This window comes from Streptomyces sp. NPDC001492, from assembly GCF_053597275.1.
In genome coordinates this window covers 1-19,565 of the sequence record NZ_JBSFHW010000024.1, presented here as the reverse complement: position 1 = coordinate 19,565, position 19,565 = coordinate 1, and the positions used below count along the sequence as shown (strand labels likewise).

16 protein-coding genes are annotated in these 19,565 nt (G+C 69.0%); 11 read left to right on the top strand and 5 right to left on the bottom strand.

Translation table 11 applies throughout. From position 1 onward, the window contains the following. Positions 1-103 precede the first annotated feature (103 nt). Positions 104-538, top strand: coding sequence for a hypothetical protein (locus ACWC1K_RS28350; protein ID WP_450835412.1), 435 nt, complete (start codon positions 104-106; stop codon positions 536-538). Positions 539-619: 81 nt separating this feature from the next. Here ACWC1K_RS28350 and ACWC1K_RS28345 read toward each other — a convergent pair whose 3' ends face one another. The 3 genes from ACWC1K_RS28345 to eccCa all read right to left on the bottom strand — a co-directional run bounded on the left by ACWC1K_RS28345 (position 620) and on the right by eccCa (position 5,509). Next, positions 620-943 (bottom strand): DUF397 domain-containing protein, encoded by a 324-nt coding sequence (locus ACWC1K_RS28345; protein ID WP_450835410.1) that lies wholly within the window; start codon positions 941-943, stop codon positions 620-622. 96 nt (positions 944-1,039) lie between these two features. After that, a complete protein-coding gene (locus tag ACWC1K_RS28340; RefSeq protein ID WP_450835409.1) occupies positions 1,040-1,426 on the bottom strand; it encodes a hypothetical protein in 387 nt (128 codons plus the stop codon). A gap of 138 nt (positions 1,427-1,564) precedes the next feature. After that, positions 1,565-5,509 carry a type VII secretion protein EccCa gene (gene eccCa, locus ACWC1K_RS28335; RefSeq protein ID WP_450835407.1) on the bottom strand — a complete coding sequence of 1,315 codons (3,945 nt, stop codon included), beginning with the start codon at positions 5,507-5,509 and terminating at the stop codon, positions 1,565-1,567. A gap of 269 nt (positions 5,510-5,778) precedes the next feature. On the opposite strand from eccCa, the gene eccD reads away from it, so the two are divergent. From eccD to ACWC1K_RS28300, 7 genes are all read left to right on the top strand, one after another. Further along, the gene (gene eccD, locus ACWC1K_RS28330) at positions 5,779-7,242 is read left to right on the top strand and encodes a type VII secretion integral membrane protein EccD (RefSeq protein WP_450835405.1); all 1,464 of its coding nucleotides are present in this window, start codon (positions 5,779-5,781) and stop codon (positions 7,240-7,242) included. A 126-nt stretch (positions 7,243-7,368) separates the two neighbouring features. Next, positions 7,369-8,886, top strand: coding sequence for an outer membrane protein assembly factor BamB family protein (locus ACWC1K_RS28325; protein WP_450835403.1), 1,518 nt, complete (start codon positions 7,369-7,371; stop codon positions 8,884-8,886). 185 nt (positions 8,887-9,071) lie between these two features. After that, positions 9,072-9,359 (top strand): 30S ribosomal protein S15, encoded by a 288-nt coding sequence (gene rpsO, locus ACWC1K_RS28320; RefSeq protein ID WP_030945091.1) that lies wholly within the window; start codon positions 9,072-9,074, stop codon positions 9,357-9,359. 314 nt (positions 9,360-9,673) lie between these two features. Then, on the top strand, positions 9,674-11,893 hold the full coding sequence (locus ACWC1K_RS28315; protein WP_450835402.1) for a polyribonucleotide nucleotidyltransferase: 2,220 nt from the start codon (positions 9,674-9,676) through the stop codon (positions 11,891-11,893). After that, complete coding sequence (locus ACWC1K_RS28310) at positions 11,890-13,269, top strand: M16 family metallopeptidase (RefSeq protein ID WP_450835400.1); 1,380 nt, start codon at positions 11,890-11,892, stop codon at positions 13,267-13,269. The genes ACWC1K_RS28315 and ACWC1K_RS28310 overlap by 4 nt, the downstream gene beginning before the upstream one ends. 26 nt (positions 13,270-13,295) lie before the next feature. After that, positions 13,296-14,048: a 4-hydroxy-tetrahydrodipicolinate reductase gene (dapB, locus tag ACWC1K_RS28305; protein ID WP_450835398.1), complete on the top strand. Its 753-nt coding sequence runs from the start codon at positions 13,296-13,298 to the stop codon at positions 14,046-14,048. A gap of 7 nt (positions 14,049-14,055) precedes the next feature. Continuing rightward, entirely contained in the window at positions 14,056-14,508 is a 453-nt protein-coding gene (locus tag ACWC1K_RS28300; RefSeq protein WP_351480035.1) for a tetratricopeptide repeat protein, read from the top strand. A gap of 23 nt (positions 14,509-14,531) precedes the next feature. On the opposite strand, the gene ACWC1K_RS28295 is transcribed toward ACWC1K_RS28300, so the two are convergent. Further along, entirely contained in the window at positions 14,532-15,083 is a 552-nt protein-coding gene (locus tag ACWC1K_RS28295; protein ID WP_450835396.1) for a PH domain-containing protein, read from the bottom strand. A gap of 90 nt (positions 15,084-15,173) precedes the next feature. Continuing rightward, positions 15,174-15,410: a hypothetical protein gene (locus ACWC1K_RS28290; protein WP_351480029.1), complete on the bottom strand. Its 237-nt coding sequence runs from the start codon at positions 15,408-15,410 to the stop codon at positions 15,174-15,176. Between the two features lie 202 nt (positions 15,411-15,612). On the opposite strand from ACWC1K_RS28290, the gene thyX reads away from it, so the two are divergent. The 3 genes from thyX (at position 15,613) to ACWC1K_RS28275 (ending at position 19,291) form a co-directional block, all read left to right on the top strand. Further along, positions 15,613-16,353 carry an FAD-dependent thymidylate synthase gene (gene thyX, locus ACWC1K_RS28285; RefSeq protein WP_450835394.1) on the top strand — a complete coding sequence of 247 codons (741 nt, stop codon included), beginning with the start codon at positions 15,613-15,615 and terminating at the stop codon, positions 16,351-16,353. Between the two features lie 209 nt (positions 16,354-16,562). After that, a complete protein-coding gene (gene dapA, locus ACWC1K_RS28280; RefSeq protein ID WP_450835392.1) occupies positions 16,563-17,462 on the top strand; it encodes a 4-hydroxy-tetrahydrodipicolinate synthase in 900 nt (299 codons plus the stop codon). Positions 17,463-17,605: 143 nt separating this feature from the next. Continuing rightward, complete coding sequence (locus ACWC1K_RS28275; protein ID WP_450835390.1) at positions 17,606-19,291, top strand: ribonuclease J; 1,686 nt, start codon at positions 17,606-17,608, stop codon at positions 19,289-19,291. Positions 19,292-19,565 lie beyond the last annotated feature (274 nt).

Sequence of the window (19,565 nt, the reverse complement as noted above, 5' to 3'; positions counted from 1 at the left end):
GACTGTCCTCCGGCGCCGCGGACGGAGGGGGCTGGCAGGGCAGCCGTACCTGACGGGAGATACTTCGGGTGTCCGAGAGACGAGGGCAGCGAGGAGAAGCGGCATGACCAGGGGACCCGAGAACTCACCGAATCCGCAGGGCGCTTCGCCGGAGCGCGGTGTGCTGGACGAGGCACTCGAACCGGAGCAGATCCGTTCCCTGAACTCCGCCCTGCGGGGGCTGTCCGAGAACGACGGCGTCGGCAAGGACCTCCAGGAGGCGGCGAAGAAGCTGCTCTCCGGCCGCCTCCCCCTTCGCGACGCCCTGGACGACCCCGGGGTGGCGCGCGCCCTGGGCGGCGGCATGGCGTCCCTGCGCGGCCAGTGGGAGTCGCTCTCCGAGGAGGAGCGCGACCGGGTCAGGCACGGGGAGCCGCTGACCGGCGGTGACCCTTCCTCGCCTTCGGGACAGCCCGAGCCGAGGACGTCCGAGGACCGGTTCACGCAGTCCGGGAAGAAGAGCCAGGGGCGGCACAGCGGCGGATTCTCGCTGTACTGATCACTGGCTCATCACCGGCTCATCGTCAACTGATCACCGGCGCCGCCCGCGGTGCGAAGAGAGAGCGGCGCCGGTCGGGTCCTAGTCCGCCTGCTCGGCCGGAACCCCGCCGTTGTGCGGCGCCGGCTCCAGGTCGAACTCCCCGTCCCGCGCCCCGAGTACGAACGCCCGCCACTCCGCCTCGGTGTACCGCAGCACGGTGTCGGGGTCGAGGGAGGAGCGCATGGCCACCGCGCCCTCGGGCAGGTACGCGATCTCGACGCGCTCCTCGTGCTCCTCGGTGCCGGGGGCGCTGTGCCACTCGACCCCCGAGATGTCGAGCGCGTACAGCTCGTCCCGCTCCCGCTCCTTGCGCGCCTTGATCTCGGCCGGAGTCTCGATCTCGTTGTTCCGTACCTCGGTCATGCTGCGGGGCCTCTTCCTGACATGTGACGACGAACTCGACTCACCCTACTTGCGCGGGTGCAGCCGTGCCGTCCGCTGCCGCACATCCGGTACGGATCAGGTGTTCTGCGCCTTGGTGAAGGTCCCCTGTGCTACGCCCGGCGGGAGCTTCACCTGGCCGTCGTACTCGGCGGTCGTCGCCTTCCACATGTCCAGCTGGTCGGCCTCGTTCTGCTCGTGCGCCACGCCCATCTTGGTGAAGGCGATCCCCATCCCCGCCAGCCGCTCCGCCAGGCTGCCCATCGACTGGTACATGCCGTCGCGCAGGCCCGTGTAGGCGACGCCGAACTTCTCGCCGATGTCGTCGTCACCCCAGGGCGGGGTGCCGGTGCCCTCCAGCGCGGTCAGTCCGTCCTGCAGGGCCTTGACGGCCTTCGAGAAGTCCTGGCCGACCGTGTACATGTTGAAGCCCTCGGTCTTGAGGACCTTGGGATCGGAGTCCATGAAGTCCGACGACACAACTGCCCCCCGTGGCTTGTCTTTTCCCGTCTTCTCTCTTGCAACGCCACCATAGCGGTCCCCACTGACACAGGGGGGCGGCACCCGCGTGGGTACCGCCCCCTGTGCCGCAGCTGTCGCCGCTCAGAACCGGGCCGGCAGCCAGCCCGTCTGAATCAGCTGTCCACCGCGTCGCCGCGTGTGGAAGTACCCGCGGCCGGGCGGCAGTTGGGACGCCGTGATGTTGCCGAGCAGCGCACCCTCCGCCCGGTCGCCGGAGAGCACCAGACCCTGGGCGCCGAGCTCGCGCATCCGCTGCATCACGGGCTCGTACAGCGACCGGCTGGCACCGCCCGAGGAGCGCGCGATGATGATGCGCAGACCGATGTCACGGGCGAACGGCAGATACTCGAGCAGCGGGGCCAGCGGGTTCACGCCGGTCGCCACCAGGTCGTAGTCGTCGACGATGACGAACGCGTCCGGGCTGCTGTACCAGCTGCGGTTGCGCAGCTGCTCGGGTGTCACGTCCGGGCCCGGCATACGGCGGTGCATCGAGCCCGCGAGGCCCTCCAGCGTCTCCGTGAGGGCGGGCGCCGAGGCGCAGTACCGCGACAGGTGGGTGTCGGGCACACCCTCCAGGTGCGCACGCCGGTAGTCGCCCATGACGATCTTCGCCTGGTCCGGCGTGTAGCGCTCGGTGATCTGCTTGACGAGCAGCCGCAGGATCGCGGACTTACCGGACTCGCTCTCACCGAACACGATGAACAGCGGATCCGACTCGAAGTCGACGAAGACCGGCGACAGCGACGACTCGTCGATACCGATGGCGACACCGCGGTCCGGGTGCTCGAACCCCTTGGGCAGCCGGTCCGAGGGCAGCAGCGTGGGCAGCAGCCGTACGGCCGGAGCGTGGTTGCCCTGCCAGTTGTCGTTGATGCCGCGGACCAGGATCGACGTCGCCTCGGACAGGTCCTCGGTCGCCGAGGAGCCGTCGACCCGGGGCAGCGCGGTCATGAAGTGCAGCTTGTCCTGCGTCAGACCACGGCCCGGCACCGCGGCCGGGACGTTCTGGGCGACCTTGCGGTCGACCTCGGACTCCGTCGGGTCACCGAGCCTGAGCTCGATGCGGTTCTGCAGCATGTCCTTGAGCGCGGGCCGCACCTCGGTGTAGCGGCTCGCGGTCAGGATCACATGCACACCGAAGCCGAGACCGCGCGTCGCGATCTCCGTGACGGTGGACTCCAGCAGCTCGTAGTCCTGCTTGAAGATGGCCCAGCCGTCGATGACCAGGAAGACGTCGCCCCAGATCTGGTCGGGCAGATGGCCCGCGGCCCGGCGCTGCCGGTAGGTCTGGATCGAGTCGACGTTGTTCGTGCGGAAGTACTCCTCGCGCGAGTTGAGGATCCCCTCGACCTCGCTGACCGTACGGCGCACCTTCTCGGCGTCGAGACGGTTCGCGACCCCGCCGACGTGCGCCAGCTCCTCCATCGCGATCAGACTGCCACCGCCGAAGTCCAGGCAGTAGAACTGCACTTCGGACGGGGTGTGGGTGAGGGCGAACGAGGAGATCAGCGAACGCAGCAGCGTCGACTTGCCGGACTGCGGACCGCCCACGAACAGACCGTGGCCCGCACCGCCGGAGAAGTCCCGGTACAGCACGTCACGCCGCTGCTCGAACGGCTTGTCCACCAGACCGACCGGCACATTGAGCCGGCCCAGCGCCGTGTAGTCGGGTGCGGTCAGGCCGCGCTCCGGGTGGACGGCGAGCTGGGGGAGGAGCTGCTCCAGTGACGGCGCCTCCTCCAGCGGGGGCAGCCACACCTGGTGGGCGGGCGGTCCCTGGTTGACCATCCGGCCGACCAGGACGTCGAGAACGGTGTCGGCGAGCGCGTCGTCCACCCGGTTGTCGGGCTCCGGCTCCTCGACCACCGGCTGCGGGGGCAGCGCCACGTGCTCCGCCGTGAACAGCGCGGGCCGCAGCTGCGTCGAGCGGTGCACCCGGGAGGGCCCCTCGCCGTGGTACGGCCCCGACACGTACGCCGCCTTGAAGCGGACCATGGTGTCGGTGTCGTAGCGCAGATAACCGGAACCGGGGATCGACGGCAGGTGGTAGGCGTCCGGGACGCCGATCGCCGTACGCGACTCGGCGGCGGAGAAGGTCCGCAGACCGATCCGGTACGAGAGATAGGTGTCCAGGCCGCGCAGCTTGCCCTCCTCCAGGCGCTGCGAGGCCAGGAGCAGGTGGATGCCCAGCGAACGGCCGATACGGCCGATCTGGATGAACATGTCGATGAAGTCGGGCTTGGCGGTGAGGAGTTCGGAGAACTCGTCGAGCACGATCACCAGCGACGCCATCGGTTCGAGGGCGGCGCCGGCGGCCCGGGCCTTCTCGTAGTCGTGCAGGTTGGCGTAGTTGCCGGCCGAGCGCAGCAGCTCCTGGCGGCGCTGCGTCTCACCCATGATCGAGTCACGCATGCGGTCGACGAGGGTGAGGTCGTCGGCGAGGTTGGTGATGACGGCCGCGGTGTGCGGCATGTCCGCCATGCCCGCGAAGGTCGCGCCGCCCTTGAAGTCGGCGAGGATGAAGTTCAGCGTCTCCGAGGAGTGCGTCACCGCGAGACCGAGCACCAGCGTACGCAGCACCTCGGACTTGCCGGAACCGGTCGCGCCGACGCACAGGCCGTGCGGGCCCATGCCCTCCTGCGAGGCCTCCTTGAGGTCCAGCATGACCGGCTCGCCGTTCTCGCCGACACCGATCGGCACCCGCAGCCGCTCGTGCAGGGTGCGCGGCCGCCAGGTGCGGGAGACGTCGACGGTGCCCGCGTCGCCGATGCCCATCAGGTCGGTGAAGTCCAGGTTGGAGAGCAGGGGTTCGCCCTCCTCCGCGGAACCGACCCGGAAGGGCGCCAGCTGCCGGGCCAGGGACTCGGCCTGCTCCGGGTTGAGCACATCGGCCTTGCCGGTGTACGCCGACTCATGGCCGACGAACAGCTGCATCCGCTCCGGCTTCACATACGCCGTCAGACCGGCGCGCAGCTCCTCCTCCAGCTCGCCCGGGGCGATCTCCAGGAAGGTGACGCCCTGGAGCCCTTCGGAACTGGCGAGTTCGGAGTCCGGCGGCACGGTGCCGCCGTCGAGGACCACGATCAGATGCGGCTGGTCGTAGACAGGGGTCGCTTCGCGGTTCCAGCGGGGCCGGTCTTCCAACTGGCCCGCCAGCGCCTCCTCCAGCTCCCCGAGGTCGTCGAAGAGGAGCCTGGCCGAGCCCGCTCCGTCCTTGGCCTTCGGGTGCTGGCTGTGCGGCAGCCACTTGATCCAGTCCCAGTCCGCCGCCGCCGAGGGGTGCGCCACCACGGCGACCATCAGGTCCTCCGGCGAGTGCAGCGTCGCCAACTGGGAAATAGCGGCACGGGCATTTCCGTAGACCGTGTCCGTGTCCCCGCAGATCGTCACGTGGTAGAAGGCCCGCAGCGAGATCGAGACCGGTAGGTCGTGCAGGCTGCCGTGGGCGTCGAGGAAGGCCTTCATGGCCGCCGCGGTCAGCGGCTCCAGCTCCTCCTTGGGCGCCGTGTCCGGGGCCACCAGTGGCGTGTTCAGCTGCTGGACCCCGCGGCCGATCCGCACCGAGGCGAAGTCCGCGTCCGTCGGGCGCCGCTCCCACAGCCGCTTGCCGTCGGCCGCCACCGCCCACAGCTGCTCCGGGTCCGGGTGCTGGAAGAGCTGGCTGCGCCGCTGCAGTTCGGCCGTCTTGTGCACGTCCTTGCGGACCTGCTCCAGATAGCGGAAGTAGTCACGGCGGTCCTGCGCCATCCCCGCGCCGCCGCCCTGCCGGGACTTGGCGAACTGCGCGATGGCCATGGCCAGCGTCGAGGCGAGCATCAGCCCGCCGACCACCCTCATATAGGGGGGGAGGTTGGGCATGAAGAAGAAGCCGACGGAACCCAGCATGCCCATCATGGGCAGCAGGTTCATCAGCATGCTCTCGTCGCCCTCACGAGGGATCTCGGGGGGCGTCTCCAGTTTGACCTCGCCGTCCGGCACCACCGGGGGTGGTATCCGCGGTGGCCGTTTGATGATGACGACGCTCACCGATGCACTCATCCTTCGTGATTGATACGTCCTGGCATCGACGCCCCCGTGTACCGCGACGTGTTCCCGTTCGCGTAGGCGTCGTTCGCGTTGGCGTCGATCCTACTGATGCCCCTGGACCGCAGGAGAGCCAGGAGGATGGAGATGCGAAGGGGGTACGGGGAGAATTGAGGGAGGCAGCCCCAACACCCCGTACGGCAAGGGATAGGGTGGCGCTTCGCGTCGTACGAACTGCATGAAGCAGCCTTGTCTAGCAGGGGGAACACCAGGTGAGCACGGGGACTTCGACAGGTTTCTGCCGAATCACCATCGCAGCGCCGGACAGCCGAGTCGATGTCGCGCTGCCGGAGGACCTGCCGATCCAGGACCTCTTTCCTGAGATCATCAGGCTCTCGGGCCTGGTCCAGGCGGACACCAGTCTTGCCGGTTATCACCTGGTGACCCGCGAGGGTCAGGTGCTCGACGCGAGCCGTTCGTTGCTGGAGCACCGGGTCAGGGACGGCGAGGTGCTGCTGCTGCGGACCTTCGCCGACTCCCTGCCGCCGGCCGTCCACGACGACGTCGTGGACGCCATCGCCGCCGCGGTCAAGCAGGACATCCGCAGCTGGAACGACAACCTGATGCGGGTGGCCGGTCTCGTCGCCGGTTCGCTGCTGCTGGTCATGCTGGGCTTCGTCTTCTGGTTCGCGGACCCGATCCGGCACGACATGCACGGCCTGCAGGGCATCCTCGCGGGCGTGACCGCGCTGGGCCTGACGGCACTCGCCGGTGTACGGGCCCGGGTCTACGACGACCGGGGCTCCGCCGTCGCGCTCGGCATCTCGGCGCTGCCGCACGCGCTCATCGCGGGCTCCGGCGTCCTCGCGCAGGGCGCGCACGAAGGCCCCGGAAGGCTCCAGTTCCTCGTCGGCTGTGTCGCCGTACTGCTGTTCTCCGTCGTGCTGATCATGCTGCTGCCGCAGGGCGACGCCCCGTTCGTGGCCGCCGCCCTGGCCTCCGCGATCGGCACGCTCGCCGTGTTCTGCGGGGTGCTGACCGACGCGGCGCCGCGGGAGATCGCCGCGGGCACCTCGGTGGTGGCCCTGGCGGTCGTCGGCTTCCTGCCCGGCTGGTCCGCCCGGTTCGCCAAGCTGCCGATCGGCTTCCGCAACCCCGAGGACCTCGCCCGGGCCCGCCGTGAGGGCCGTGAGGGCGACCTCGAGGCTGTCGACGTCCAGCGCATCGTCGCCCAGACCAGCCGCGGCCACGAGCTGCTGCTCGGCCTGGTGGGCGGCTGCGCCGCCGTCATCGTCGGCGCGGGCGGCGCGGTGCTCGGCTTCAGCGACAGCGGCTGGGCCCAGCTGCTGGCCCTGTGCACCGGCCTCGCCGCGATGCTGCGGGCGCGTCTGTTCCGCTACACCGCCCAGGTCACCTGCCTGTTCGTGGCCGGTGTCATCACGCTCGGCCTGCTGGTCCTCGGCCTGGCGATCTCGCCGCCCGCCGACATCATCATCCAGCTGCTCCAGAACAACCACGGCCCGGTCAACGTACGGACCCTGTGGCTCGGCGCCTCGGTCGCGGCCGGTGTGCTGCTCCTGATCGCGATCGCCCTGATCGTGCCGCAGAAGGGCCTCTCCCCGTTCTGGGGCCGCATGCTCGACCTCGCGGACTCGCTGGTCCTGCTCTCCCTGGTCCCCGTCTGCCTGGCGGTCCTCGACGTCTACGGCAAGGTCCGCGGCGGCATCGGGAACTGACACCCGCCCGGCGACACACCCGAACGCCCCACCCCCTGCACGCAGGGCGTGGGGCGTCGGCGTGAGCACGGCAACGGAATCCGCACCTCCGGTCACGGCAGAACCCCACAGGAAAGGGACCCACGCGTGAGCTTCGGCCCGCCCCCTCCCATGTACGCGCAGCCCGCCCCGCCCGCGCAGCCCCCACGGCAAAAGCGCCGCCCGAAGTGGCCCCTGGCGCTGCTCGCACTCGTGCTGGCCGGGGCACTCGGCGCCGGTGGCTGGCTCCTGTGGAGTGCCGGCGACGGCACGCAGACCTCGAACGGGGCGGCCACCCGGCAGGGACCGCTCGACATCCGGGAGACCGTGGAGAAGAAGCCCGCGAGTCCCACCGGAAAGATGGCCTTCCGTTTCTCCGTGGACGACCTCAGCCCCGGTGAGCACTACCAGATGCCCGGCATGTGGGCCACGGACAAGATCCTCGCCAAGGGCATCAACAAGACCGTCATCGGGCTGCGCATAGGCACCGACGCCGCCCCCGGCGACGAGAAGTGGAAGCTCCCCCTCGACGGCCCGATCTGCGGCTACACCCGCCATGTGACCAACGACCACCGCACCGCCGTGCTGTTCCGCGCCAACGACCGCGGCAACGCCTTCTGCAACCACGTGGCCTTCTTCGACCTCGACGACGGCCGTGAGATCTGGGACGCCGACTTCCCCGTCTCCGAACTGGGCGACGGCCACGGCATGGCCACGGGCGGCGACTCCCAGGACACCCCGAGCGTGACCCTGGTGCACGGCACGGTCGTCGTCACCTGGGGCGGCGGCACGGACGCGTACCGCATGAAGGACGGCACGCGCGCGTGGGAGACGATGTCCGCCGGCCCCTGCCAGGACATGGGCGCAGCGGGCGGAGGCGCACTGCTGGTGCGCCAGCAGTGCTGGAACGACAAGGCCCCCGCCGACTCGACGGACGCCACCACCTACAAGGCACGCAAGGTGGACCCGGCAACCGGCAAGGTCCTGTGGACGTACTCCGCCGCCAAGGGCATCCGTGACCTGAACATCCCCTCCGCCGAGCCGCCCGTCCTCGCCGTCCAGGCCGGCGGGATCGGCATCTCCGAGATGCTCTCCCTCGACGCCTCGGGCAAGCCCCGCGCCGTGGTCCGCCTCCAGAACGGCACCTACGTCGGCGAGTGCTCGTACGACGACTTCCTGAACACCGAGGACTGCCCGACCATCGCGGTCGGCGCCGGCCAGGTCTTCCTGCGCAGCAAGGACTCGGGCGAGCTGATCAACTCCAACTGGATCATCGGCTTCGACCTGGCGACCGGAAAGACCACCAAGAAGTTCGACTCCGGTCCCGGTTCCCTGCTGTACCCGGTACGGATGAGCGGTGACGAACTCCTGGCCGTACGCGTGACCGACCAGCACGTCATGCCGTCGGGACTGGTCACCCTGGATCCGCACAAGGGCACGGAGAACCCGTACCTCTACTTCGACCTCCCCGAGGAGGCCGATCTGATGACGATGACGGACTACAACGACATCGTCGTCCAGGACGGCCGCATCTTCTTCGGCGTCAAGAAGGTCGACGGGCCCGCCAAGGGACAGCCCAGGTGGGTGTATCTCGTCCTGGGCATCGAGAGCATGGCCGTGAAGTAGCGGCCCCACCGGCTGGTACGCTGTGTGACGGCCGTTTGTGTACGCACCCCCGGAGCCCCCGCAGGTTCACCTGCGGGACCTGGAGGCCGCGCCCAGCGGATCCCCGCCTCCCGAGTAACGGAAGCTCCCCCGAGACAAAGACCGGGGGCACTCGGTGGCAACTCTGAAGACTACGAGGAGTACGAGTGTCGCTCGACGCCGCTACGAAGAAGCAGATCATCACCGAGTTCGGCCAGAAGGAGGGCGACACCGGCTCCCCCGAGGTCCAGGTCGCCATGCTCTCGCGCCGGATCTCGGACCTGACCGAGCACCTCAAGACCCACAAGCACGACCACCACTCCCGTCGTGGTCTGCTGATCCTGGTCGGTCAGCGCCGTCGCCTGCTGCAGTACCTGGCCAAGAAGGACATCCAGCGCTTCCGTGCGCTGGTCGACCGCCTCGGCATCCGCCGTGGTGCGGCGGGCGCCAAGTAAGACGCCGTGCAGGGGGAGCGGTTCCCGAAGGGTCGGGACCGCTCCCTTTGCCGTACGTACGGAAACGTCCGTACGTACGGAAACATGCGGAGTGTCACTGCCCCTTTGTAGTGTGGTAGCACAACGCAATACGTACGACACAGCGAGAAGCGCACCTCGCCGCCGCCGGTCCTCGGTAGTGGCCCCCGGGGGAAGTGAGCCCCGGGTGCTTCGATCGAAGACCGGCCCGCACCAGTGGAGCGCTTCTCCGTGACGGTCCTCCTGCCACACGGGCAGACAAGGACAAAAGACGAAAAGTATCGGAGAAAACGCTAGTGGAGAACGAGACCCACTACGCCGAGGCCGTTATCGACAACGGTTCCTTCGGCACCCGCACCATCCGCTTCGAGACGGGCCGCCTGGCCAAGCAGGCCGCCGGCTCCGCCGTGGCGTACCTGGACGACGACACCATGGTGCTGTCGGCCACCACCGCCTCCAAGAACCCCAAGGACCAGCTCGACTTCTTCCCGCTGACGGTGGACGTCGAGGAGCGGATGTACGCCGCCGGCAAGATCCCCGGCAGCTTCTTCCGCCGTGAGGGCCGCCCCTCCGAGGACGCGATCCTCACCTGCCGCCTCATCGACCGCCCGCTGCGCCCGTCCTTCAAGAAGGGCCTGCGCAACGAGATCCAGGTCGTCGCCACGATCATGGCGCTCAACCCCGACCACCTGTACGACGTCGTGGCGATCAACGCCGCGTCCGCGTCCACGCAGCTGGCCGGTCTGCCCTTCTCCGGCCCGGTCGGCGGCGTCCGCGTCGCGCTGATCAACAACCAGTGGGTGGCCTTCCCGACGCACTCCGAGCTCGAGGACGCCGTCTTCGACATGGTCGTCGCGGGCCGCGTCCTGGAGGACGGCGACGTCGCGATCATGATGGTCGAGGCCGAGGCCACCGAGAAGACCATCCAGCTGGTCAAGGGCGGCGCCGAGGCGCCGACCGAGGAGGTCGTCGCCGCCGGTCTGGACGCCGCGAAGCCCTTCATCAAGGTGCTCTGCAAGGCCCAGGCCGACCTCGCCGCGAAGGCCGCCAAGCCGACCGCCGAGTTCCCGATCTTCCTGGACTACCAGGACGACGTCCTCGAGGCCCTCACCGGCGCCGTCAAGCCGGAGCTCGCGCAGGCGCTCACCATCGCCGGCAAGCAGGAGCGCGAGGCCGAGCTGGACCGCGTCAAGGCGCTCGCCGCCGAGAAGCTCCTGCCGGAGTTCGAGGGCCGCGAGAAGGAGATCTCCGCCGCGTACCGCTCGCTGACCAAGTCCCTGGTCCGTGAGCGCGTCATCAAGGAGAAGAAGCGCATCGACGGCCGCGGTGTCACGGACATCCGTACGCTCGCCGCCGAGGTCGAGGCCATCCCGCGCGTGCACGGTTCGGCGCTGTTCGAGCGTGGCGAGACCCAGATCCTGGGCGTCACCACCCTGAACATGCTCCGTATGGAGCAGCAGCTGGACACCCTCTCGCCGGTGACCCGCAAGCGCTACATGCACAACTACAACTTCCCGCCGTACTCCGTTGGCGAGACCGGCCGCGTCGGCTCCCCGAAGCGCCGCGAGATCGGCCATGGTGCTCTCGCCGAGCGCGCCATCGTGCCGGTTCTGCCGACGCGCGAGGAGTTCCCGTACGCGATCCGTCAGGTGTCCGAGGCCCTCGGCTCCAACGGCTCGACGTCCATGGGCTCGGTCTGCGCCTCCACCATGTCGCTGCTGAACGCCGGTGTGCCCCTCAAGGCCCCGGTCGCCGGCATCGCCATGGGCCTGATCTCCCAGGAGATCAACGGCGAGACGCACTACGTCGCCCTCACCGACATCCTCGGTGCGGAGGACGCCTTCGGCGACATGGACTTCAAGGTCGCCGGCACCAAGGAGTTCGTGACCGCGCTCCAGCTGGACACCAAGCTGGACGGCATCCCGGCCTCCGTCCTGGCCGCTGCCCTCAAGCAGGCCCGTGACGCCCGCCTCCACATCCTCGACGTGATGATGGAAGCGATCGACACGCCGGACGAGATGTCCCCGAACGCTCCGCGGATCATCACGGTCAAGATCCCCGTGGACAAGATCGGTGAGGTCATCGGCCCCAAGGGCAAGATGATCAACCAGATCCAGGAGGACACCGGCGCCGAGATCACGATCGAGGACGACGGCACCATCTACATCGGTGCCGCCGACGGCCCGGCCGCCGAGGCCGCCCGCGCCACGATCAACGGCATCGCCAACCCGACCATGCCGGAGGTCGGCGAGCGCTACCTGGGCACCGTCGTGAAGACGACGACCTTCGGTGCGTTCGTGTCGCTGCTCCCGGGCAAGGACGGTCTGCTGCACATCTCGCAGATCCGCAAGCTGGCGGGCGGCAAGCGCGTGGAGAACGTCGAGGACGTTGTCGGCGTGGGCCAGAAGGTCCAGGTCGAGATCGCCGAGATCGACTCCCGCGGCAAGCTCTCCCTGATCCCGGTCATCGAGGGTGAAGAAGGCGACGACGACAAGAAGGACGACGGCGACAAGTGACGCCCCGTGGCTTCGAGGCGACGGCCCGCACCTCCTCGGAGGCGCGGGCCGTCGCCCGTACCCAAACCCTCATCAAGGGCGAGAACGGCATCGGCACGGTCCGCAAGACCACCCTCCCGGGTGGCCTGCGCATCGTCACCGAGACCCTGCCCTCGGTCCGCTCCGCGACCTTCGGCATCTGGGCGCACGTGGGCTCCCGCGACGAGACCCCGGCCCTGAACGGCGCCACGCACTATCTGGAGCACCTGCTCTTCAAGGGCACCTCCCGGCGTAGCGCGCTGGACATCTCCTCCGCCATCGACGCGGTCGGCGGCGAGATGAACGCGTTCACGGCGAAGGAGTACACGTGCTACTACGCGCGCGTGCTCGACACCGACCTGCCCCTCGCCATCGACGTCGTCTGCGACATGCTCACGGGCTCCCTGATACGGGAAGAGGACGTCAACGTCGAACGCGGCGCGATCCTCGAAGAGATCGCGATGACCGAGGACGACCCGGGCGACTGCGTGCACGACCTCTTCGCGCACACGATGTTCGGCGACAACCCCCTCGGCCGCCCTGTCCTCGGCACGGTCGACACGGTCAACGCCCTCACCGCGGACCGCATCCGCCGCTTCTACAAGAAGCACTACGACCCGACCCACCTGGTCGTGGCGGCCGCCGGCAACATCGACCACAACAAGGTCGTACGACAGGTCCGCGCGGCCTTCGAGAAGGCGGGCGCCTTCAAGAACGACGCGGCGGCCCCGATCGCCCCGCGCGACGGCAGCCGCACCATCCGCACCGCGGGCCGCGTGGAACTGCTCGGCCGCAAGACCGAACAGGCACACGTCGTCCTCGGCATGCCGGGCCTCGCCCGCACCGACGAGCGCCGCTGGGCCCTCGGCGTGCTGAACACGGCCCTCGGCGGCGGCATGTCGTCCCGCCTGTTCCAGGAGGTCCGCGAGAAGCGCGGCCTGGCCTACAGCGTGTACTCGTACACCTCGGGCTTCGCCGACTGCGGGCTGTTCGGCGTGTACGCCGGCTGCCGGCCCTCGCAGGTCCATGACGTGCTGAAGATCTGCCGCGACGAACTCGACCACGTCGCCGAGCACGGTCTGTCCGACGACGAGATCGGCCGAGCCATCGGCCAGCTCCGCGGTTCGACGGTCCTGGGCCTCGAGGACACGGGCGCGCTGATGAACCGTATCGGCAAGAGCGAGCTGTGCTGGGGCGAGCAGATGTCGGTCGACGACATGCTGGCCCGGATAGCCTCGGTCACCCCGGACGACGTCCGCTCGGTGGCGCGCGACATCCTGGGACAGCGGCCTTCGCTGTCGGTCATCGGCCCGCTGAAGGACAAGCAGGCGTCCCGCCTGAACGAAGCGGTCGCGTAAGTCCTCTCCTGAAGGAAGCAAGAAAGATGAGCAAGCTGCGCGTGGCGGTCCTCGGTGCCAGGGGCCGCATCGGCTCGGAGGCGGTACGGGCCGTCGAGGCGGCCGAGGACATGGAGCTGGTGGCCGCCCTCGGCCGCGGCGACAAACTGGAGACGCTGGCGGAGACCGGCGCCCAGGTCGCCGTCGAACTGACCACCCCCGCCTCGGTGATGGACAACCTCGAGTACTGCGTGAGCCACGGCATCCACGCGGTCGTCGGTACGACGGGCTGGACCGACGAGCGCCTCACGCAGCTGGGCGGCTGGCTGGCCGCCTCCCCGGAGACGGGCGTGCTGATCGCGCCGAACTTCTCCATCGGCGCCGTACTGACGATGAAGTTCGCGCAGATCGCCGCGCCCTACTTCGAGTCCGTCGAGGTCATCGAGCTGCACCACCCGAAGAAGGTCGACGCCCCGTCCGGGACCGCCACGCGCACGGCCCAGCTCATCGCCGAGGCACGCCGGGCCGCAGGCACCGCCCCGGCGCCGGACGCCACGGAGACGGCACTGGACGGCGCCCGCGGCGCGACCGTCGACGGGATCCCCGTCCACGCCGTCCGCCTGCGCGGTCTGCTTGCCCACCAGGAGGTCCTGCTCGGTGGCGAGGGCGAGACGCTGACCGTCCGGCACGACTCGCTCCACCACAGCAGCTTCATGCCGGGCATCCTGCTCGGCGCGCGCCGCGTGGTGACCACCCCGGGCCTGACCTTCGGCCTGGAACACTTCCTGGACCTGGGCTGACACCGCCATGCGAGCCAAGCTGTCCTACGCCATAACGGCCGCCGTCCTGGTCTTCTACTTCGTCCTGGTCGGCAGCCGCGGCGTCATGCTCATCCAGTCCGGCACGGTCCTCACCGTCACCTTCGGCGTGGCGGTGCTGATCCTGCCGGTGATCGGCCTGTGGTTCCTGTGGAAGAACACCCAGTTCGTCCGCAAGGCCAACGCCCTCGCCGCCGAACTCGACGCCGAGGGCGGCCTGCCTGTCGACGAGTTGAAGCGCACCCCCGGCGGCCGTATCGACCGCGACTCGGCCGACGAGGTCTTCGCCAAGCGCAAGGCCGAGACGGAAGCGGCCCCCGACGACTGGCGCAGTTGGTTCCGCCTCGCCGTCGCCTACCACGACGCCCGCGACACCCCTCGCGCCCGCAAGGCCATGCAACGCGCCATCGCCCTGCATGACGGAAGGCCCGTCGAGGCCTAGCTGCGGGCAGCCGTGCCGTTCGGTCAGCCGCGCCTGTTCTCCGCCGCCCACGCCTCGATGGTGTCCGCGGCCCGGTCGAACGACCCGGGCCGCGCCACGAAGTCCGCGTTGTGCGTGGTCAGCAGTATCGGCGCGTCCTGCGCCGGACGGTCACTGCGTACGAGGATCAGCGCCTGCCCCTGCACCGTGCGCGGCAGCCCGAACCAGCGCACCGGCTGCTGCACCGTCCGCAGGGCGGCCACCCGCTCCCACGGCGTCGTACGCGTCCCGAAGAAGCCCACCTGGCGCAGCCCGCGCGCACTCACCCAGACACCCACGCGCAGCAGCCGCAGGGAGCCCGCGATGACGGCCAGCGCGATACCGAGGACCACGCCGGCCTCGGAGGCCGATGCGGTGAACGCGATGATGACCGCGGCGAACAGCACGAACGAGGCGAGCAGCAGCCAGAGCGCCGCCGCGCCCACCCGCCACGGCCCGGGACGGTAGGGACGCCGCCAGCGGTCACGGTCGTCGAACGGCAGCGCGTCGTCCGCTGGCTCATAGGCACGGTCGGCCGTCAGGAAGGGCAGGGGCACGGCTGGTCCTCACTCAATCCATGCATGGGCTGTGCCCGGTGAGGTTATCCGTCTGTGTGCCCGCTCACCACTCGTGGGGTCCGGATGGAGTCAGTGCCCCTGAGAGGCCTGTGACTGCTGGGCCGGCGTGGAAGCGGGGCTGGACAGCGCGGGCATACCGAGGACCAGCGAGCCCACCAGCCCGGCGACGATGGTGAGTCCGAGCAGCCAGCGCCCGGCTATCTGACCTGCGGACGCCCGCTCACGGGGCGGGGGAGCGACATTGCTGCGGAACCTGTCGGCTTCGGCGACGAAGGCGAACGGGACGGGTTCACGCCGACGGAACATGAGGGGAGCTTCTCCTCTCGGGATCGAACGAGTGACTGTCACCTACACAGACGGTCGAGTGCCCCAAAAGGTGCCCGGTTTCGCCGAATTCACAGAAATTCGGCGGCGTATGTCGCGACCCGGCACCGAACGCCCCGTTGTCAGAGCCGGGCCGTAGAGTGGGCGCCGCCCGAGAGAAGTGATGGAAGGGACCCTCCGAGTCGTGACCGACACCCCCGCCGACGACCTCAAGCCCAGCTTCCGCAGCGACGTCACCGTCGAGCTGGTCAAGCACACCGCGTCCGACGCCGACGTCCTCTTCGCCGCCCGCGTCTCGACCACCGGCGAGCAGTCCCTGGACGAGCTGGGCAAGGACCCCGAGCGCTCCAAGGGCCTGATCAACTACCTGATGCGCGACCGGCACGGCAGCCCGTTCGAGCACAACTCGATGACCTTCTTCATCAGCGCCCCGATCTTCGTCTTCCGCGAGTTCATGCGGCACCGCGTCGGCTGGTCGTACAACGAGGAATCGGGCCGGTACCGCCAGCTCCAGCCCGCTTTCTACGTGCCCGACGAGTCCCGCAAGCTGGTCCAGGAGGGCCGCCCCGGAAAGTACGTCTTCGTGGAGGGCACCCAGGCCCAGCAGGAGCTGGTCGGCCGTGTCATGGAGGACTCGTACCGCCAGGCCTACGAGGCGTACCAGGAGATGCTCGCCGCCGGCGTCGCCCGCGAGGTTGCCCGCGCGGTCCTCCCGGTCGGTCTGTTCTCCTCCATGTACGCCACCTGCAACGCCCGCTCGCTGATGCACTTCCTCGGCCTGCGCACCCAGCACGAACTGGCGAAGGTCCCGTCCTTCCCGCAGCGGGAGATCGAGATGGTCGGAGAGAAGATGGAGGCCGAGTGGGCCAGGCTCATGCCGCTCACCTACGCCGCCTTCAATGCGAACGGCCGCGTGGCGCCGTAGCGCACCGCGTTCCCAGGCCGAGCGCAGGTGTACGGTCAGCCTCGCGAGGTGTCCGTATTGCGGCATTTGGAGAAGTTCATCTAGCCTGATCAAACGGACCCGGTACTGCTTGAACCCCCGAGCAGGCAGTACCGGGCTCCGCATTTGTCCGGACTTATCCCGCACCCCAAGGGCAGACCACGCATTGAGCACCGAGTAGCGTGTTACCCATGGCTCCGACCTCGACTCCGCAGACCCCCTTCGGGCGGGTCCTCACCGCCATGGTCACGCCCTTCACGGCGGACGGCGCACTCGACCTCGACGGCGCGCAGCGGCTCGCCGCCCACCTGGTGGACGCAGGCAACGACGGCCTGATCATCAACGGCACCACCGGCGAGTCCCCCACCACCAGTGACGCGGAGAAATCGGAGCTCGTACGAGCGGTACTGGAGGCGGTCGGCGACCGCGCCCATGTCATCGCCGGCGTCGGCACCAACGACACCCACCACAGCATCGAGCTGGCCCGGGCCGCCGAGAAGGTGGGCGCACACGGCCTCCTGATCGTGACGCCGTACTACAACAAGCCCCCGCAGGAGGGCCTCTACCGGCACTTCACGGCCGTCGCCGACGCCGCCGAACTGCCGGTCATGCTCTACGACATCCCCGGCCGCAGCGGTGTCCCGATCAACACCGAGACGCTGGTCCGGCTCGCGGAACACCCGCGCATCGTCGCCAACAAGGACGCCAAGGGTGACCTCGGCCGCGCGAGCTGGGCCATCGCGCGCTCCGGGCTCGCCTGGTACTCCGGCGACGACATGCTGAACCTGCCGCTGCTCTCCGTGGGCGCGGTCGGCTTCGTGTCGGTCGTGGGCCACGTGGTCACTCCGGACCTGCGCGCTCTGGTCGAGGCGTTCGTCTCCGGCGACGTCCAGAAGGCCACCGAGATCCACCAGAAGCTGCTCCCGGTCTACACGGGCATGTTCCGCACCCAGGGCGTCATGACGACGAAGGCCGCCCTCGCCCTCCAGGGCCTGCCGGCGGGCCCCCTGCGCGCACCCATGGTGGAGTGCACGCCCGAAGAGATCACACAGCTCAAGATCGATCTTGCTGCGGGCGGGGTACAGCTCTAACACCAGACTTGGCACCACCACAGGCTTCACAACTGAATAGCGGGCCACCGGTGCCCGCACCCCACAACGACAACTGCTCATGCACGAACGTCACGCGCGCCACGTGCCCACCGGTACGTGGCGCGTGTGGTGAGGAGAGTCTTTTGAGTCATCCGCATCCTGAACTCGGCCCGCCCCCGCCGCTCCCCGAAGGTGGCCTGCGGGTCACCCCGCTCGGCGGTCTCGGCGAGATCGGCCGGAACATGACGGTCTTCGAGTACGGCGGCCGTCTTCTGATCGTCGACTGCGGCGTGCTCTTCCCCGAGGAGGAGCAGCCCGGGATCGACCTGATCCTGCCGGACTTCTCGTCCGTACGGGACCGCCTCGACGACATCGAGGGCATCGTGCTCACGCACGGCCACGAGGACCACATCGGTGGCGTCCCCTACCTCCTGCGCGAGAAGCCGGACATCCCGCTGATCGGCTCCAAGCTGACCCTCGCCCTCATCGAGGCGAAGCTCCAGGAGCACCGCATCCGCCCGTACACCCTCGAGGTGGCGGAGGGGAACCGCGAACGTGTCGGCCCCTTCGACTGCGAGTTCGTCGCGGTCAACCACTCCATCCCGGACGCCCTCGCCGTGGCCATCCGCACGCCCGCGGGCATGGCGGTCCACACCGGCGACTTCAAGATGGACCAGCTCCCGCTGGACGGCCGCCTGACGGACCTCCACGCTTTCGCACGACTCAGCGAGGAGGGCATCGATCTCCTCCTCGCGGATTCGACGAACGCGGAGGTCCCCGGCTTCGTCCCGCCCGAGCGCGACATCTCCAACGTCCTGCGTCAGGTCTTCGCGAGCGCCCGCAAGCGGATCATCGTGGCCAGCTTCGCCAGCCACGTCCACCGCATCCAGCAGATCCTGGACGCGGCCCACGAGTACGGCCGCCGGGTCGCCTTCGTAGGCCGCTCCATGGTCCGCAACATGGGCATCGCCAGGGACCTGGGCTACCTGAAGGTCCCGCCGGGCCTGGTCGTCGACGTGAAGACGCTCGACGACCTCCCCGACAGCGAGGTCGTGCTGGTCTGCACCGGTTCGCAGGGCGAGCCCATGGCGGCCCTGTCCCGCATGGCCAACCGTGACCACCAGATCCGCATCGTCAACGGCGACACGGTGATCCTGGCGTCGTCGCTGATCCCCGGCAACGAGAACGCGGTCTACCGCGTGATCAACGGCCTGACCCGCTGGGGCGCGAACGTGGTCCACAAGGGCAACGCGAAGGTCCATGTCTCGGGCCACGCATCCGCGGGCGAGCTCCTGTACTTCTACAACATCTGCCGCCCGAAGAACCTGATGCCGGTCCACGGCGAATGGCGCCACCTGCGCGCCAACGCCGAGCTGGGCGCCATGACCGGCGTCCCGCACGACCGCATCGTCATCGCGGAGGACGGCGTGGTCGTCGACCTCGTCGAGGGCAAGGCCAAGATCGCGGGCAAGGTCCAGGCGGGTTATGTCTACGTCGACGGGCTCTCGGTCGGCGACGTGGGCGAGCCGGCGCTGAAGGACCGCAAGATCCTCGGCGACGAGGGCATCATCTCGGTCTTCCTCGTGGTCGACTCGTCCACCGGCAAGATCACGGGCGGCCCGCACATCCAGGCCCGCGGCTCGGGCATCGAGGACACGGCCTTCGGCGACGTGATCCCGAAGATCACCGAGGTGCTCGAACGCTCGGCACAGGACGGGGTGGTGGAGCCGCACCAGCTGCAGCAGCTCATCCGCCGAACCCTCGGCAAGTGGGTCTCCGACACCTATCGGCGCAGGCCAATGATCCTCCCGGTCGTGGTGGAGGTCTGACAGGTGTACGACCCCTCGTACGTGTGAACCCGGAGCGGGGCGCCTCGATTTGCATCGGGGCGCCCCGCTCCAGTACGTTTACGGCTCCGCCAGAACGGGAACCCGGACGCCTCGTGCGCCGGAACCAGTCCCCGATCGGGGCGGGAAATCCGACTCAGAATCTCTGATAAAGTCGGAGTCGCCGGAAAGGGAAACGCGAAAGCGGGAACCTGGAAAGCACCGAGGAAATCGGATCGGGAAACGGTCTGATAGAGTCGGAAACGCAAGACCGAAG

Excerpts from the sequence above, each read along its gene's own strand:
- ACWC1K_RS28350 (WP_450835412.1), top strand. The coding sequence starts at position 104 with ATGACCAGGGGACCCGAGAACTCACCGAATCCGCAGGGCGCTTCGCCG.
- ACWC1K_RS28345 (WP_450835410.1), bottom strand. The coding sequence starts at position 943 with ATGACCGAGGTACGGAACAACGAGATCGAGACTCCGGCCGAGATCAAG.
- ACWC1K_RS28340 (WP_450835409.1), bottom strand. The coding sequence starts at position 1,426 with ATGGACTCCGATCCCAAGGTCCTCAAGACCGAGGGCTTCAACATGTAC.
- dapB (WP_450835398.1), top strand. The coding sequence starts at position 13,296 with ATGAGCAAGCTGCGCGTGGCGGTCCTCGGTGCCAGGGGCCGCATCGGC.
- ACWC1K_RS28300 (WP_351480035.1), top strand. The coding sequence starts at position 14,056 with ATGCGAGCCAAGCTGTCCTACGCCATAACGGCCGCCGTCCTGGTCTTC.
- ACWC1K_RS28290 (WP_351480029.1), bottom strand. The coding sequence starts at position 15,410 with ATGTTCCGTCGGCGTGAACCCGTCCCGTTCGCCTTCGTCGCCGAAGCC.
- dapA (WP_450835392.1), top strand. The coding sequence starts at position 16,563 with ATGGCTCCGACCTCGACTCCGCAGACCCCCTTCGGGCGGGTCCTCACC.